The sequence below is a fragment of the Cohnella nanjingensis genome, assembly GCF_014212125.1.
Taxonomy (GTDB): domain Bacteria; phylum Bacillota; class Bacilli; order Paenibacillales; family Paenibacillaceae; genus Cohnella; species Cohnella nanjingensis.
This window is the reverse complement of the sequence record NZ_JACJVP010000014.1, coordinates 22,664-36,424: the sequence shown is the minus strand read 5'-3', so window position 1 is coordinate 36,424 and position 13,761 is coordinate 22,664. Positions and strand designations below refer to the sequence as shown.

General features: G+C 64.0%; 13 protein-coding genes. 5 read left to right on the top strand and 8 right to left on the bottom strand.

The window, feature by feature from the left end:
- Positions 1-12: 12 nt before the first annotated feature.
- From pstB (H7C19_RS09950) to H7C19_RS09930, 5 genes are all read left to right on the top strand, one after another.
- A complete protein-coding gene (gene pstB / locus H7C19_RS09950; RefSeq protein WP_185142500.1) occupies positions 13-783 on the top strand; it encodes a phosphate ABC transporter ATP-binding protein PstB in 771 nt (256 codons plus the stop codon).
- Between the two features lie 19 nt (positions 784-802).
- The gene (pstB, locus tag H7C19_RS09945) at positions 803-1,558 is read left to right on the top strand and encodes a phosphate ABC transporter ATP-binding protein PstB (RefSeq protein ID WP_185142533.1); all 756 of its coding nucleotides are present in this window, start codon (positions 803-805) and stop codon (positions 1,556-1,558) included.
- 168 nt (positions 1,559-1,726) lie between these two features.
- A complete protein-coding gene (gene phoU / locus H7C19_RS09940; protein WP_185142499.1) occupies positions 1,727-2,386 on the top strand; it encodes a phosphate signaling complex protein PhoU in 660 nt (219 codons plus the stop codon).
- Positions 2,387-2,562: 176 nt separating this feature from the next.
- Positions 2,563-4,428 (top strand): GGDEF domain-containing protein, encoded by a 1,866-nt coding sequence (locus H7C19_RS09935; protein ID WP_185142498.1) that lies wholly within the window; start codon positions 2,563-2,565, stop codon positions 4,426-4,428.
- A gap of 77 nt (positions 4,429-4,505) precedes the next feature.
- Positions 4,506-5,774, top strand: coding sequence for an EAL domain-containing protein (locus H7C19_RS09930; RefSeq protein ID WP_221469154.1), 1,269 nt, complete (start codon positions 4,506-4,508; stop codon positions 5,772-5,774).
- Between the two features lie 121 nt (positions 5,775-5,895).
- On the opposite strand, the gene H7C19_RS09925 is transcribed toward H7C19_RS09930, so the two are convergent.
- From H7C19_RS09925 to H7C19_RS09890, 8 genes are all read right to left on the bottom strand, one after another.
- On the bottom strand, positions 5,896-8,124 hold the full coding sequence (locus H7C19_RS09925; RefSeq protein WP_185142496.1) for a stalk domain-containing protein: 2,229 nt from the start codon (positions 8,122-8,124) through the stop codon (positions 5,896-5,898).
- A gap of 22 nt (positions 8,125-8,146) precedes the next feature.
- Positions 8,147-8,497, bottom strand: a complete 351-nt coding sequence (locus H7C19_RS09920; RefSeq protein ID WP_185142495.1) for an EamA family transporter — start codon at positions 8,495-8,497, stop codon at positions 8,147-8,149.
- On the bottom strand, positions 8,497-8,898 hold the full coding sequence (locus tag H7C19_RS09915; protein WP_185142494.1) for a DUF2304 domain-containing protein: 402 nt from the start codon (positions 8,896-8,898) through the stop codon (positions 8,497-8,499). Before H7C19_RS09915 ends, H7C19_RS09920 begins: the two co-directional genes overlap by 1 nt.
- Entirely contained in the window at positions 8,888-9,610 is a 723-nt protein-coding gene (locus H7C19_RS09910) for a glycosyltransferase family 2 protein (RefSeq protein WP_185142493.1), read from the bottom strand. Before H7C19_RS09910 ends, H7C19_RS09915 begins: the two co-directional genes overlap by 11 nt.
- Entirely contained in the window at positions 9,607-10,863 is a 1,257-nt protein-coding gene (locus H7C19_RS09905) for an ArnT family glycosyltransferase (RefSeq protein ID WP_185142492.1), read from the bottom strand. The genes H7C19_RS09910 and H7C19_RS09905 overlap by 4 nt, the downstream gene beginning before the upstream one ends.
- Positions 10,864-11,184: 321 nt before the next feature.
- Complete coding sequence (locus H7C19_RS09900) at positions 11,185-12,408, bottom strand: sensor histidine kinase (protein WP_185142491.1); 1,224 nt, start codon at positions 12,406-12,408, stop codon at positions 11,185-11,187.
- Between the two features lie 19 nt (positions 12,409-12,427).
- Positions 12,428-13,129, bottom strand: a complete 702-nt coding sequence (locus H7C19_RS09895) for a response regulator transcription factor (RefSeq protein WP_185142490.1) — start codon at positions 13,127-13,129, stop codon at positions 12,428-12,430.
- Positions 13,130-13,244: 115 nt separating this feature from the next.
- The gene (locus H7C19_RS09890) at positions 13,245-13,727 is read right to left on the bottom strand and encodes a hypothetical protein (RefSeq protein WP_185142489.1); all 483 of its coding nucleotides are present in this window, start codon (positions 13,725-13,727) and stop codon (positions 13,245-13,247) included.
- Between the last annotated feature and the right edge of the window lie 34 nt (positions 13,728-13,761).

Sequence of the window (13,761 nt, the reverse complement as noted above, 5' to 3'; positions counted from 1 at the left end):
GGGGACCAAAGCATGAGCACAGTTGCGACTCAGCATGCTTTTTATTCGAAGGACCTGTCGGTCTACTACGGCGACAAGCAGGCGGTGAAGAAGATCAGCATGGACTTCCCCGACCGCCAAGTCGTCGCGCTGATCGGGCCGTCCGGCTGCGGGAAGTCGACGTTCCTCCGTTCGCTCAACCGGATGAACGACCTTATCCCGGGCGCCCGGATCGAAGGCGAAGTGTGGATCAACGATCAGAACATCTGCGACCCGCGCACGGACGTCGTCCGGCTGCGGCAGAAGATCGGCATGGTCTGGCAGCGCCCGAACCCATTCCATAAGTCCATCTACGAGAACATCGCTTTCGGCGCCCGCTACCACGGCATCAAGGACCGGAAGGCGCTGGACGGGATCGTTGAAGAAGCGCTGCGGAAGACGGCGCTGTGGGACGAAGTCAAGGACCGGCTGAACCAATCGGCGCTGGCGCTGTCCGGCGGGCAGCAGCAGCGGCTGTGCATCGCCCGTTCGGTCGCGGTCCGTCCGAGCATCCTGCTGATGGACGAACCGGCGTCGGCGCTCGACCCGGTGTCCACGGCGAAGATCGAAGAGCTGATCGCGGAGCTGAAGAAGGAATACAGCATCGTGATCGTGACCCACAACATGCATCAGGCCGCGCGCGTGTCCGATCGGACGGCGTTCTTCTTCTTGGGCGACCTGGTCGAATACGACGATACGCGCACCATCTTCACGAACCCGTCCCGCAAGTCGACGGACGACTACATCTCCGGCCGGTTCGGTTGAGGCCCGCGCGCGAGGAGGAATCGCAGTGATCATCGAGATTGAACGGCTTCAGCTGTATTACGGCGCGTTCCACGCGCTGAAGAACGTGAACTTATCGATCCCGGAGAACAACATCACGGCGTTCATCGGTCCGTCCGGCTGCGGGAAGTCGACGCTGCTGCGAACGCTGAACCGGATGAACGATACGATCCAGGGCGTCAGGATCGAAGGGGACGTGACGATTCAAGGCCGGAACATCTACGCCTCGGATACCGAAGTCGAGTTTCTGCGCAAGCGGGTCGGCATGGTGTTCCAGCAGCCGAATCCGTTCCCCAAGTCGATCTACGACAACGTAGCCTACGGGCCGCGCCTCCATGGCGTGACCAAGAAGGCGGATCTCGATGCGCTCGTGGAACAGAGCCTGCGGTCGGCATCGCTCTGGCATGAGGTCAAGGACGTGCTGAAGAAGTCGGCCTGGAGCCTGTCGGGCGGCCAGCAGCAGCGTCTGTGCATCGCGCGGGCGCTCGCGGTCGAGCCGGAGATTCTGCTTATGGACGAATCGACCTCCGCGCTCGACCCGATCTCGACGACGAAGATCGAGGAACTGACCCGCGAGCTGCGGCAGAAGTACACGATCGTCATGGTGACGCACAACATGCACCAGGCGGCCCGCATCTCGGACCGGACGGTGTTCTTCCTGAACGGGGAAGTGGTGGAAGCGTCCGAGACCGAAACGCTGTTCCGGGCGCCGGTCGACCAGCGGACGGAGGATTACATCTCGGGCCGGTTCGGCTGAGTACGGCATCGGGGGACGGTAAGTCTGGCCGAGTGGCACAGGACGATCGGGAATGCGATTGAAAGTACGATAGCGAGTACGATCGCCGTGCGATCCGGCGTTGGATCGGGAGCAGGACGGCCGAATGAAGGGCCGACATGAGGAAGAGGACAAGGGGGATGAAGCGATATGGTCGTTCGCAAGGAGTTCGACGTAGGCTTGGAGCAACTGCAGCAAATGCTGGTGGAGATGGGGAATCACGTGGAGCGCGCGCTCGCCGATTCGATGGCCGCGCTGGCCGCGATCGATGCGGATCGGGCCCGCGAGATCGTGAAGGACGATCCGAAGCTGAATCTGATCGAGGAGAAGATCGCGGATCTCGGCGCCAAGCTGATCGCGACGCAGCAGCCGGTCGCCAAGGATCTGCGGCGGATCCTCATCGCCTTCAAGATCTCGTCGGATCTGGAGCGGATGGGCGACCTGTCGGTCGATATCGCCAAGGTGGTGCTGCGCCTCGAAGGCCAGACGCTGATCAAGCCGCTGCTCGACCTGCCGCGCATGTCGGATATGGTGCGCGTCATGATCCAGGAGTCGATCCAATCGTATATCGAGGAGAACGTCGATCTGGCCTACAAGATGGCGAAGGACGACGATCAGGTCGACGCCTTGTACTCGCAGATTTTGCGCGAGCTGTTCTCCCTGATGGCGGAAAATCCGAAGACGGTCGGACAAGCGATGTACCTGTGCTTCGTCGGCCGCTACATCGAACGGATCGCCGATCATGCGACGAATATCGGGGAGAACGTCGTCTACCTCGTAATCGGCAAAAGGCCTGACCTCAATCAATAAAGGATACGCCAGCGGCCGAGGCTCCCCGGGGAGCCTCTTTGCCGTAGACGCCGGTTTTTTACATGGCGTTAACATGCCGGAAAACTTGTCGACACACGCGCATGCTACGTTAAGTTCACTAGGTCGTTAGGGCCAATACCTTCGTAGGATCGCAAGCGTCGATCGGAGGCGGGACGATGGAGAACGACAAACGCGGGCGGCAGCTCCCCCGGATGAAGGAAGCGGCAGCGGATGCGGAGGCCTCGCCGGATCTGCTGTGGACGAATATAGAAGTGCGGTACGCCCCGATCGTCTCGCTGCTCGACGGATCGGCTTATGGGTATGAAGCCGTGCCCTTCCGCAAGGATACGGGCCGGAGATGGACGGCGGAGGCGTTCTTCGCGGCGGCCGAGGCGGAAGGGACGCTCTATGCGTGCGATCGCCGGTTCCGCGAGGCGGCGATACGCGGGCTGCCGGTCCGGCGCGGAGGCGCGAAGCTGTTCCTCCCGGTCCCGGCCTGCATCGTGAACGACGCCCGGATCTATCCGGGGACGACGCTGCGGCGGATCGAAGCGGCCGGCCTGCGGCCCGAGCATGTCGTGCTGCAATTCCTCTGCCGCTCCTCCGAGGAATGGCAGACGCTCCAGGCCGCGCTGCGGCACTACCGGCTCCAGGGCTTCCGCATCGCGCTGTCCGGCATCGTACCGGAGCGGGAATCGCTGCGGCGGATGTCGCTCTTGCAGCCGGATTACGCCCAGGTCGAGGGCGGGTGGATCGCCGCGGACGCCGCAGAGTCCCCGTCGGCGCCGGAACGCGGCACGGCTGCCGCCGCCTTGGCGAGCCGGGCGGTCGACGAGAGCCTGCTGGGCGCGATCACGACGCTCGCGCGCAAGGAGCAGATCGTCCTCATCGTGAACGGGATCGCGGGCGAGGCTCAGATCGCGCCGCTCGTCGCGGCCGGCGTCGGCTACGGCCAGGGCGATTGGATCGGCGCGGAGAGCGCGGAGCCCGGCGTAATCCGGGCGTCCGCCGCGGAGCAGATCCGTCAAGAGGTGAGCCGCCGCTACCGGGGCGCCGCGGGCACGCTGTCGGATCTGACGCTGTCCGTCGCGACCTTCCGCTACGATACGCCGGTATCCGAGATTGCCCGCCACTTCGAATGGCAGCGCGAAGCGCACGGCTTCATCATCGCGGAGGAAGGGAGGCCGATCGGCCTCTTGATGAAGGACAAGCTTCATCAGCTGCTGTCCGGGCAGTTCGGCCTGCCGCTCTACTGGAACCGGCCCGTCGGCAAGATCATGGACACGCAGCCGATGATCGTCGACGAATCCATGCCGATCGACCAGGTGTCGCAGATGTCGATGTCCCGGGAGCCGGACAAGCTGTACGACGCGGTCATCGTCACCCGGGAAGGCAAGGTCGCGGGGATCGCTTCGATCCGGGCGCTGCTCGAATGGGTCACCCACGCGCGGATGACGGACGCCCAATGGGCGAACCCGCTCACCGGCCTGCCCGGCAACGAGCCGATCCGGCGAGAGCTGATGCGCCGGGTCGCGGAGGGGCGGCCGTTCGCCGTCTTGTACGCGGATCTGGACCACTTCAAATGGTTCAACGACCGCTTCGGGTTCCACCGGGGCGACGACGTCATCCGCTACACCGGGGAAGCGATCGCTTCCTATATCCGGACGGTCGTACCGGAAGAGAGCTTCGTCGGTCATATCGGCGGGGACGACTTCATCGCCGTGCTGACGACGGCCGATCCGGTCGGCTTGTCGCGCGGGGTGCTGGAGCGCTTCGAGAGCGGCGTCGGCGCCTACTCGGACCCGGATGCCGGACCCGTCTTGGACCGGGAGGGACGCGCGGTCGACAGCGACGGCATCTCTTTGTCGCTGGCGCTGCTCGTCTGCGAGCGGACCGAGGGTTGGACGCCGGAGAAGCTGTCGGAGCGGGCGGCGCTGCTGAAGAAGGAGGCCAAGCGGCAGAAAGGCCACTCCCTCGCGTGGGAGACGGTCGAGTCGGAGAGACGCGCGGCGGCCGGGCAGGGCGATCTGACGCTGCGTTAACGGATGCGCAAGCCTGCTTGTACATACATCGAGACATAGGGCATCAAAACGGATGCGGAACGGTGGCGGACAATATGATGAACGACAGATGGGGAGTGAGCCCGATGACCGCAGCGTGGCATGGCATGGACGGAATCGCGCGCATCGGCGCGAGGATGGCGGATGCGCCGGGAGGGCCTTCGCCGCGCAAGGACGGAGCCGGCTTCATCGGCATCGACTTGACGGACCGCGAAGCGTCCGCGGGTCCCGCGGGCGACGCGTCGTCCGATTGGAATGATTGGCTGGCTTGGACGTGTCCGGGGGAACGGATCGAATACGCGGACCGTCTGGGACCGCACCTCTGGCTCTACGCGGAGACCCCGGCCGAAGGAGCGGTCTCGGCGGAGGACCATCTGAGAGGGCTTGCCCGCAGCATCCGCAGCCTGCTGACGGAGCGCCGCGGCGCTCCGGGCGTCCATCCTGAGCGCGGGGGAGGCTCCTGGCGGCACGACCTGGGGTTCGGCGTGGCGGTGCTGTCCGGCGGCGGAGAGCAGCCGCTGCGCGACGTCGTCTACGGGGCGCTGTTCCAGGCGGCCGGCCATCTGCGGCAGTCGCTGCTGGAGCAGCCGCGGACCGAGCTGCGGCAGGAGATGGAGGAGCTGCTGCAGGGCGGCCGCATCTACAGCGTCTATCAGCCGATCACCTGGCTCGGGGACGGCCGCGTATTCGGCTACGAGGCGCTCACCCGCTGTCCGCCCGGCAGCCGCTTCGAAGGCCCGCTGGCTCTGTTCAGCTACGCGGAGCGCGAGGGGTACGCCTTCGCGCTGGACCGGCTGGCGCGGGAGACGGCGATCCGGAGCAGCCCGAAGCTGAATCCGCTGCAGAAGATCTTCATCAACGTGACGATGGGCATCATGAACGACTCGCGGTTCGTCTCCGGCCAGACGGTGCAGTGGCTACGGCAGCGGGGGCTTCATCCGAGCCAAGTCGTGTTCGAGCTGACCGAGCGCAGTTCCATCGACGACTTCGACGCCGCCAAAAAAATCCTTGGCCACTATCGCAGCCAAGGATACGAGATCGCGATCGACGACGCGGGAGCGGGATACTCGTCCCTGCAGTCGATCGTCGAGCTTCGCCCCGATTATATCAAGATCGACAAGTCGCTGGTGCAGCATGCCGACCGGGACGAGATGAAAAAGCAGATGCTGCGGACGTTCGTCCGCTTCGCGAAGCGGATGAACATCAAGACGGTAGCCGAAGGCATCGAGCGGCCGGAAGAGCTGCGCCTCGTCCGGTCGCTGGGCACGGACTTCGGCCAAGGCTACCTGCTGGGCAAGCCTCAGGAGCACGGCATGGCCAGCGGGTGAGCGAAGCGCGGCAGGCAGCAGGAGCACGGCATGGCCAGCGGGTGAGCGAAGCGCGGCAGAGGCGTAAGCCTGCGGGATGGCCCATTGCCGAGCGATGCGCGTGCTGGACGAGCGCAGGCGGTTAAGTCCGCAGCGCCGGCAGCGGCGTGAACAAGAGACAGAAGGGCAGATTGCTGCCCGCGGCCGGCGTGATCTGAATCTCGACGGTCTCCTCGGCGTCGCCGGTGCGGTACAGCACGCTGGCCTGATTCGTCGCTTCGGACATGCCGAGATGGGCGAAGCTGACGGTCTTGCCGTTCACGAGCGCCGCCCCGGCGAACAAGCCGCCGCGCGGATTGAACGAGATGAGCGTCCGGGGCGCCACGTGCCGGAGGACGACCTTGTACAGCACCCCATAGTTGCCGGAGTTCAGGGCCGGCGTCCCCTTCATGCCGTCCGTCCCTTGCTGGAACGGATCCGCCGCGTTGTCCGTGAGCGAGAGCTTCGCCGGCCGGGCGCCGACGACCTCCGCGTAATCGAATACGCGCGTCGCGTCCGCGAACGTTCCCCGCACGATCGACTGGTTCGGGTCCAGCGGAGGCAAGCTTGCGAGCGCCGCGATCGGATCGCGGCTCGCTTCGACCAGCACCGCCGAATACTGGATCGCCGAATCGCTCTCGACCTCGCCGTGGAACGTGATGATATCGTCCTGCTTCATCGGCTTCGCGCTCAGATCGGCATAGATCAGCTTGCTCTCGCCGGGCGCGAGCGCAAGCGTCTTCGGCATGCCGCCGGCTGCTTTGGAATCGAAGAAACGCGCGACGGACATCCGGCCCGCCACTTCGGGGAACGGAGACGGGCCCGCCATGCCGTCGGCGGTCGCCTGCAGATGCGCTTCCGCGCTCCCCGGATTTTTGGCGATCAGGTAGAGCTTGGCATCCCGGCCGGTCTTGTTCTTGTGGTGGAGCATGAACCGGGTGTTGCCCGCGATCGTGTCCTGATAGAGGATGCCGTCCGTCGTCACCGACTCGGGTCCGCTGCTGCGGAAGAGCGTCGTCGGCTCGGTGGTATACGTATAAGGCAGCGCTTCGAGATTCCGGACCGCCGACCCGTCGATCGCGTAGTTCGCGCCGGTCGGGGTGAACAGCTTGTTGAACTCGTCCCGCGCGTACAGCGTCTCGTTCGTGATCGTCAGCGTCTTCGAGTATTCCGATACCCCTCCCCGATCGTCCGTCACGGTGAGCTGCACCGTGACGTCCCCCGGTTCGAAGAAAGCCATCCTGTTGTTTGTCCACTGCCGGCTCACGATCTGCCCGTCCGCATCGGAGCTCGTATCCGTGAACGCGATCGGCTCCCCCATGCGGTATGTATCTTTGTCCGTCGCGAACTGGGCCACGGGCGGGATGTTCGGCGCGACGACGCGGATCGTGAGCGCGTAGGGATCGCTCCATACGCCCGCGGCGTCCTGGACGCTGTAGCTGACCTTGTAGCTGCCCGGCTCGGCGAAGACGTCCTGGCGGCCCTCCCAGCGCTCGTCCGCGATGGCGAGCCCGTTCGGGGATTTCGCCTGCGTCTCGTAGACGATCTGCGTCTCGCCGGCGACGATCTCGCCTTTCTGAATCGTAAAGGAAGCCGTCGGCTTAAGTTGGGGCTTCAGCACGATCTGCTTTTCCTTCGACAGGACCGTGTACGGAATCTTCAGGGCTTGCGCAAAGGAGACCAAGGGGACCATCAGCGCGCCGCGATCGTCGTACGCGGCGCCAGCCAGCTTGCCCTGCACGCCGTTCAGGCGATAGACTGCGCTGCCCGCCTTGAGCCGCAGCTCGGCGGCTCCGAAGCGGACGATCGTCTCCTTCGCCTTGGCGTCGTTCTGGATCGAAGCGCCGATCCGGTCGCTCAGGGCGCGGAGGGCGGCGTAGGTGACCCCTTTCTTGACGACGAGCGGGCGCGCGGCTTTGTAGGATTTGCCGCCTTGCTCCATCGCGGCGCTGTTCAGATGAAGGATGAGTTCGCCGACGGGGGCAGGCGGGAGGAGCCGGGCGGCCGGCGTTGTCGGATCCGCGGCTGCGGGGTCCGCCGATGCGGGCGGACCGGCAGACGAAGCAGGATCGGCAGACGGAGTCGAATCGTTAGACGCCGGAGAATTGGCGGAATCCGAAGATGCGGCCGGCTCGGCCGGCGTCTTGGCATCGGCGGGCGTAGGCGCAGCAGAAGAAGCGGCGAGCAGGGCGGACGCCGGAGGTGCTTCGGTTGAGGCGGAAACGACAGGGAGGGCGGGATCTCCGGGCGCAGCGTATGCGGGGAGCGTCGAAGTGGTGGCGGCGAGTGCGATCGCGGCGGCAAGCGCCGGTTTTTTCCAATGGATGGTCATGCTTCCTCCTAAGGGAACCGTGTTATTTGTAGGCGACGACGACGACGCCGATGACGATGATGCCCGCTCCGATCCAGCGCGTGAGCGGGACGGTCTCTTGGAATACGCCCCAGGCGATCAGGATGCCGAGCACGTAAGCGAGACTCTGCAGCGGGTACGCGGTGCTGAGCGGCAAGCGCGAGAGCACGGCGAGCCAGACGACCGTCGCGACGCCGTACAGCGCCACGCCCAGCAGGATGAGCGGGGAAGTCAGCGTGGGCAGCAGATTGTGAAGCGTAAGGCCGCCCGCACGGTCCAGACCCGTCTTCCAGACGATCTGGCCCAGGACGAGCAGCCCGATATTGAGCAGCAGCAGCGCGTAGGAGACGACCATCAGCGATCCCCGCCTTCCGCCGCGTCCGCCGCAGGATCTAGACCGGCAGCCGCTTCGGGGAAGCCCTGTGCCAGCCGCTGCTCCTGCAGCGCCACGGTCTGCGTCAAGACGATGACGCGCTGGGCGAGCGAGGAGACGGCCATCGTCAGATGGAGCAGGATGAACAGCACGCCGGCGAGGCCGAACAGATAGAGCAGCGAAGGCGCATACGAGACGCCGATGCCCGACGCGACCTTGTCCAGCAAGGAAGGGAAGAGCGAGAGCACCGTCATGACGAGGCCCAACAGCAGCCAGAGCATGGCGTACTGCTCCTTGAGCTTCCGCGCCCGGATCAGGTACAGGATCGAGGCGGTGAAGCCGATGCTGATGACAAAGCTGATCGTGAAGATATCAAGCTTCATAGCCCATTCTCCATTTCCGCTTCTTGGTCTTGGTGATGAGGACGGCCAAGATGACTTTGATCATGTAGTAAACGGACTTGAACGCGGAGATGCTGGAAGTGCCCGCGAGCCGTTCGTTCATGACGACCGGGATTTCCCGGAACGTTAATCCGTGGTTGTCGAGCAGGACGAGCGCTTCGACCTCCGGGTAGTCGGTCGGGTAATCCCACGCGAACAGCGAGATCGCCCGCGCGTTGCAGAGCCGGTAGCCCGATGTCGGGTCGGTGACCTTGCGGCGGAGCAGTCCGGTGAGCAGGCGGGAGAGCACCTCGATGCCGATACGCCGCGCGAGCGTCGATTGGAAGCCCATCTTCGTCACGAAGCGCGAGCCGACGACCATGTCGGCCCCGCTCTCCCGCAGGGCGAGCAGCATCGCGGCGAAGTCCGCCGGATTGTGCTGGCCGTCGCCGTCCATCTGCGCGGCATACTTGTATCCGTTGGCGGCCGCGTACCGGTAACCCGTCTGAACGGCGCCTCCGATACCCAGGTTGTTGCTCAAATTCGCCACCAGCGCGCCTTCTTGCGCCGCCAAGGCGCCCGTCTCGTCGGTGGAGCCGTCGTTCACGACCAGGATGTCGGCGTACGGGACGGCGTCCCGGATCCAGGCGACGACGCGCCGGATGCCTTCGGCTTCGTTGTAGGCAGGTACGATGATCAGAACCTCTCGACTCATCCCGCATTCCCCCTTGTCTCGGATGCGGCGGCCGGCTTCGGCCGCCTCAAGCTAACCAGCGCCTTCACGATCGCCGCCCCGACGAGGACGTCGATCACGATGAACAGCGGCATCGCCGTGAAGTTGTAGCGGTATTCCGGCACGAACGCGAGCCGCGTCGCCGAGATGACGACGAGCAGGACCGCCAGCAGCGCGGCCGGCTGTCTCCATCTGCGCGCCAGCGCCAGGATCGACACGACGCCCATCCCGACGATGCCGAGATGGTAGGCGCCCCGCATCGGAATGACCGGATAGATCGGACTGTGTCCGCTGCCGAAGAACATGCCGCCGTAGATATATTTGAGCTTGCCGACCGTATACCATTTGACGAACGTCCAGGTGTGCTCCGAGAAGCCCACGCGCAGCCGCTCCTTCGCGACTTCCATCTGCGTCTTGCCGTGCCGGTCGACGAGGCCGTCCTCGTAGTTCTTGTTCGGATAGGTGCCCGCGGCGAACGGATTGACCTGCGTGGAGGCGACGACCAGCTCGTGCAGCGTGACCGCGTTGCGGATCACCCAGGGGGAGAGCACGACGGCGGCTCCCAGGACCGTGCAGGCGAGCAGTTTCAGCGTGCCGACGAAGTCGCGTTTCCACAGCCACAGGAAGACGTAGCTGGCGCCGATCAGGATGAGGAACTCGGAGCGCGTCAGGACGGTCACCCCCATCGCGAGCCCGGCGAGCAGCGCGGACAGCCAGGTGCGCCGCTCGAAGACGAGCAGCTGGAGATACACGTAGAGGGTGAAGAACAGCGCGGCCATCGTCTCCGTCAGGATCGCGCCGGTCGTCCAGACGAAGGGCGGATAGATGGCGGCCGCGAGGGCGGCGATCCATCCGACGGCCTGTCCGCCGAGCTTGCGGGCGAGCAGATAGATCAGATAGACCGTCGCGACGCTCATGAGCACTTGCAGATATCGGATTGCCGGATAGGGATCGTGGTGCTTGTAATCGACGGCCTCGTAGACCGCGGCCATGAGGAGCGGATAGCCGGGGGTGACCTGGGCGTTCGGCTCCGTATCTTTGTAGGCGTAGATGCCTTTCTCGAGCAACTGGCGAACCATAATGTCGTAGTTGATCGTGTCGTGCGACACTTTGTGCGCGACGGACGCGACGAAGTCGAATCTCAGATAGGCGGCCAGGACGATGATGGCGGCCAGAACCGCCAGGTGCCAGCGGCTTCTGCGTCCGGCGCCGGCTTTGAACGTAGCGATGAACATGGCAATGTCGAACTCCTCTCCTGCTGTCCGCGTTTCGCGCCGCTCGGCCGCTTCGCGGTTCGAGCGCGCGCCGGGGCGCGATTCCCATTGGATAGCATTATAGAGGGCAAAACTTAACAACCGCGTTGGGCAGTTCTTAACAAAAGCTTATCAATTGCTTATCAATCCGAGAGGGAGTGCGGGAAGGAAGAGAGCGCTGCAAATCCTTGCAGACCCGGTCCCGGTTCCCGGGCAACAATCGCTGCCGCTTCGACAAAAAAACGACCCTCCGGATCGGAGAGTCGCTAGGCGATAGCGTTGACGTTGGCGATGCGTATAGGGTCATGAAGACAGCGCAAGCGGGAATCGGGCCTCGAACGCGGTCTGCTCGCGGTCGCTCCGGGCCGTGATCCGGCCGCCGTGCACCTCGACGATGCTCTTGGAGATCGCAAGCCCCAGGCCGGTGCCGCCGGTCTCTTTGGAGCGGGAACGCTCGACGCGGTAGAAGCGGTCGAAGATGAAGGGGAGGTCGCGCTGCGGGATCGGCGCGCCGTAGTTGATGACGCGGACGACCGCCTGATCCTCCTCGCGGCCGATCGCGACGTCCACGTACCGGCCTTCGCGTCCGTATTGAATCGCGTTGGAGATCAGATTCTCGAAGCTGCGGACGAGCAGGTCGCCGTCCGCGAGGATCGGAACCGGTTCGTCCGGCGCGGCTACCCGGCAGCTCATCCCCGCCTGCTCCAGGCTCGGGACGAATTCCTCCGCGAGCTGCCGGAGGAAGCCGACGAGATCGAGCTCGGCCAGACGCAGCGGCTGACCGTTGTTGATGCGCGTATATTCGAACAGATCCTCGATCAGTTTTTTCAAGGAAATGGCCTTCCCGTAGGCGATATTCACGTAGTGCCGCAGCTCTACCTCGTCCTGGTAGCGGTCCTGCTCGATCACTTCGAGGAAGCCGAGGATGGAGGTGAGCGGCGTGCGCAGGTCGTGGGAGACGCCGGTGATCAGGTCGTTCTTCGACTTCTCCGCGTTGCGCTCCTCCTGAATCGAGCGGTCGAGCTGCGCGGCCATCCGGTTGATGCTGTCGGCGACCTTCGCGAGCTCGCCGGACTCGACGGGGATGGCGCGGTCGAACCGCCCTTCGGCGATCTCCTCGAGACCGCTCGTGATCTTCGCCAGGTAGGCGGTCAGCTCGCCGGTCATCCGGTTCACGCTCCGCGCGATCTGGCCCAGCTCGTCGGAAGTGCGGACCGCGATCTCGTAGTCGAGCCGCCCTTCGCCGATGTCCCGGAGCGCGCCGTCGATCTCTTCCAGATAGCGGATCGTGCTCATGCTGAACATGAAGAACAGCGCCAGGAATACGGCTAGCCCGGTCACCGTCATCGCCGGCACGGAGCCGATATGGTTAATAATCCATCGAAGGAGCGGGATGAAGGGCGGATAGCCGATGAGGTAGTTGGCGAGCTGACGGCCGATCAGCAGCAGCGCGACCGTCAGGGCCGCGCTGGACACGCCGTACAGAAGGAACTTCGTGCGTAAGGAGTAAAGCCATTTAAGCCGCATGCGGACGCCCTCCGTCCCTTCAGTTTGGTTCCATCTTGTAGCCGATGCCCCATACCGTCTTGATGTAGCGCGGATGCTGGGGATCTCGTTCGATCTTCTCGCGGATCTTGCGGATATGGACCATGACCGTATTCTTCGACTCCATGAACGGCTCGTTCCACACCTCTTCATAGATCTTGTCCATGCTGAGCACGATGCCGCGGTTGACGGCCAGGAGCTTCAGGATGGCGAATTCGCGGGGGGTGAGCTTTACTTCCTGCTGGTCTACGGTAACGGTATGCGTGGCGAAATTAATGACGAGATCGTCGATCTGAATCTCGTCGCGGGTCTCGATCGGGCGATTGCCGAACCGCTTGTAGCGGCGAAGCTGAGACTTCACGCGCGCCATCAGCTCCAGCGGGTTGAACGGCTTGGTGACATAGTCGTCGGCGCCGATGCTGAGGCCGGCGATCTTGTCGATATCCTGGCTCTTCGCCGACAGCATGATGATCGGGGTGTCGCGCGCCTCGCGGATGCGCATGCACGCCTCGATCCCGTCCATGCGGGGCATCATGACGTCCAGGATGATGAGGTCCACTTCGTTCGCCTGCAGCAGCTCCAACGCTTCCAGGCCGTCGGAGGCTTGCAAGAGCCGATAGCCTTCGTTCTTGAAGTAGATCTCCATTAGCTTCACAATTTCTCGCTCGTCGTCGACGAGCAGGATCGTCTCTCTTGCGGACATCGGTACCTCCTGATTCGGGACAGTTCCATAAGTTCTCCGGTCGGGTGCGAAGCCTCCGCCGTCAAGGCCAATATAGCATAACCCATTTGCGGAAGGGCTTAAGATCTCCTTAATATTACGACGAGGATACCGTGGCGGACGGCACGCCCTGAAGCTCCAGCTTCCACTTCTCGTACATGGCGAGGTACAATCGCACGTTTGCCAGGTTCATTTGCTGGGACTTGCTGACGGTTCCCCCGTCCATCTCGCTCAGCAGCTCGTTCAGCCGCTGCGACAGCATGGCGATGTTGGCCTCGACTTTGTCCGGCGTCAGACTTTTCGGCCTTTCGAGCGTCAGGTTCACCGCATCCATGACGACTTGATCAATGCCGAAGTCGATCTTCAGCCCGAGGCGTTCCCCCAGCGCCCGCAGCGGCGCATAGGTCGTGCCGTCGATGACGACCGCGGTGCCGACGGTCTCGCCGCCGTACAACAGCTCCCGTTCGCTCTGAACCCCTTTGCCGATCAAGCTGTCGAATTTTCCTCGGCTGGCGCCAATGCCGAAGCTGATGACGGTGCCGATCATGATGCCGATAAAGACGTAAAGCGCTTTTCTCATCCGAATCTTCCTTTCCATCCAACGATCCTCTAGG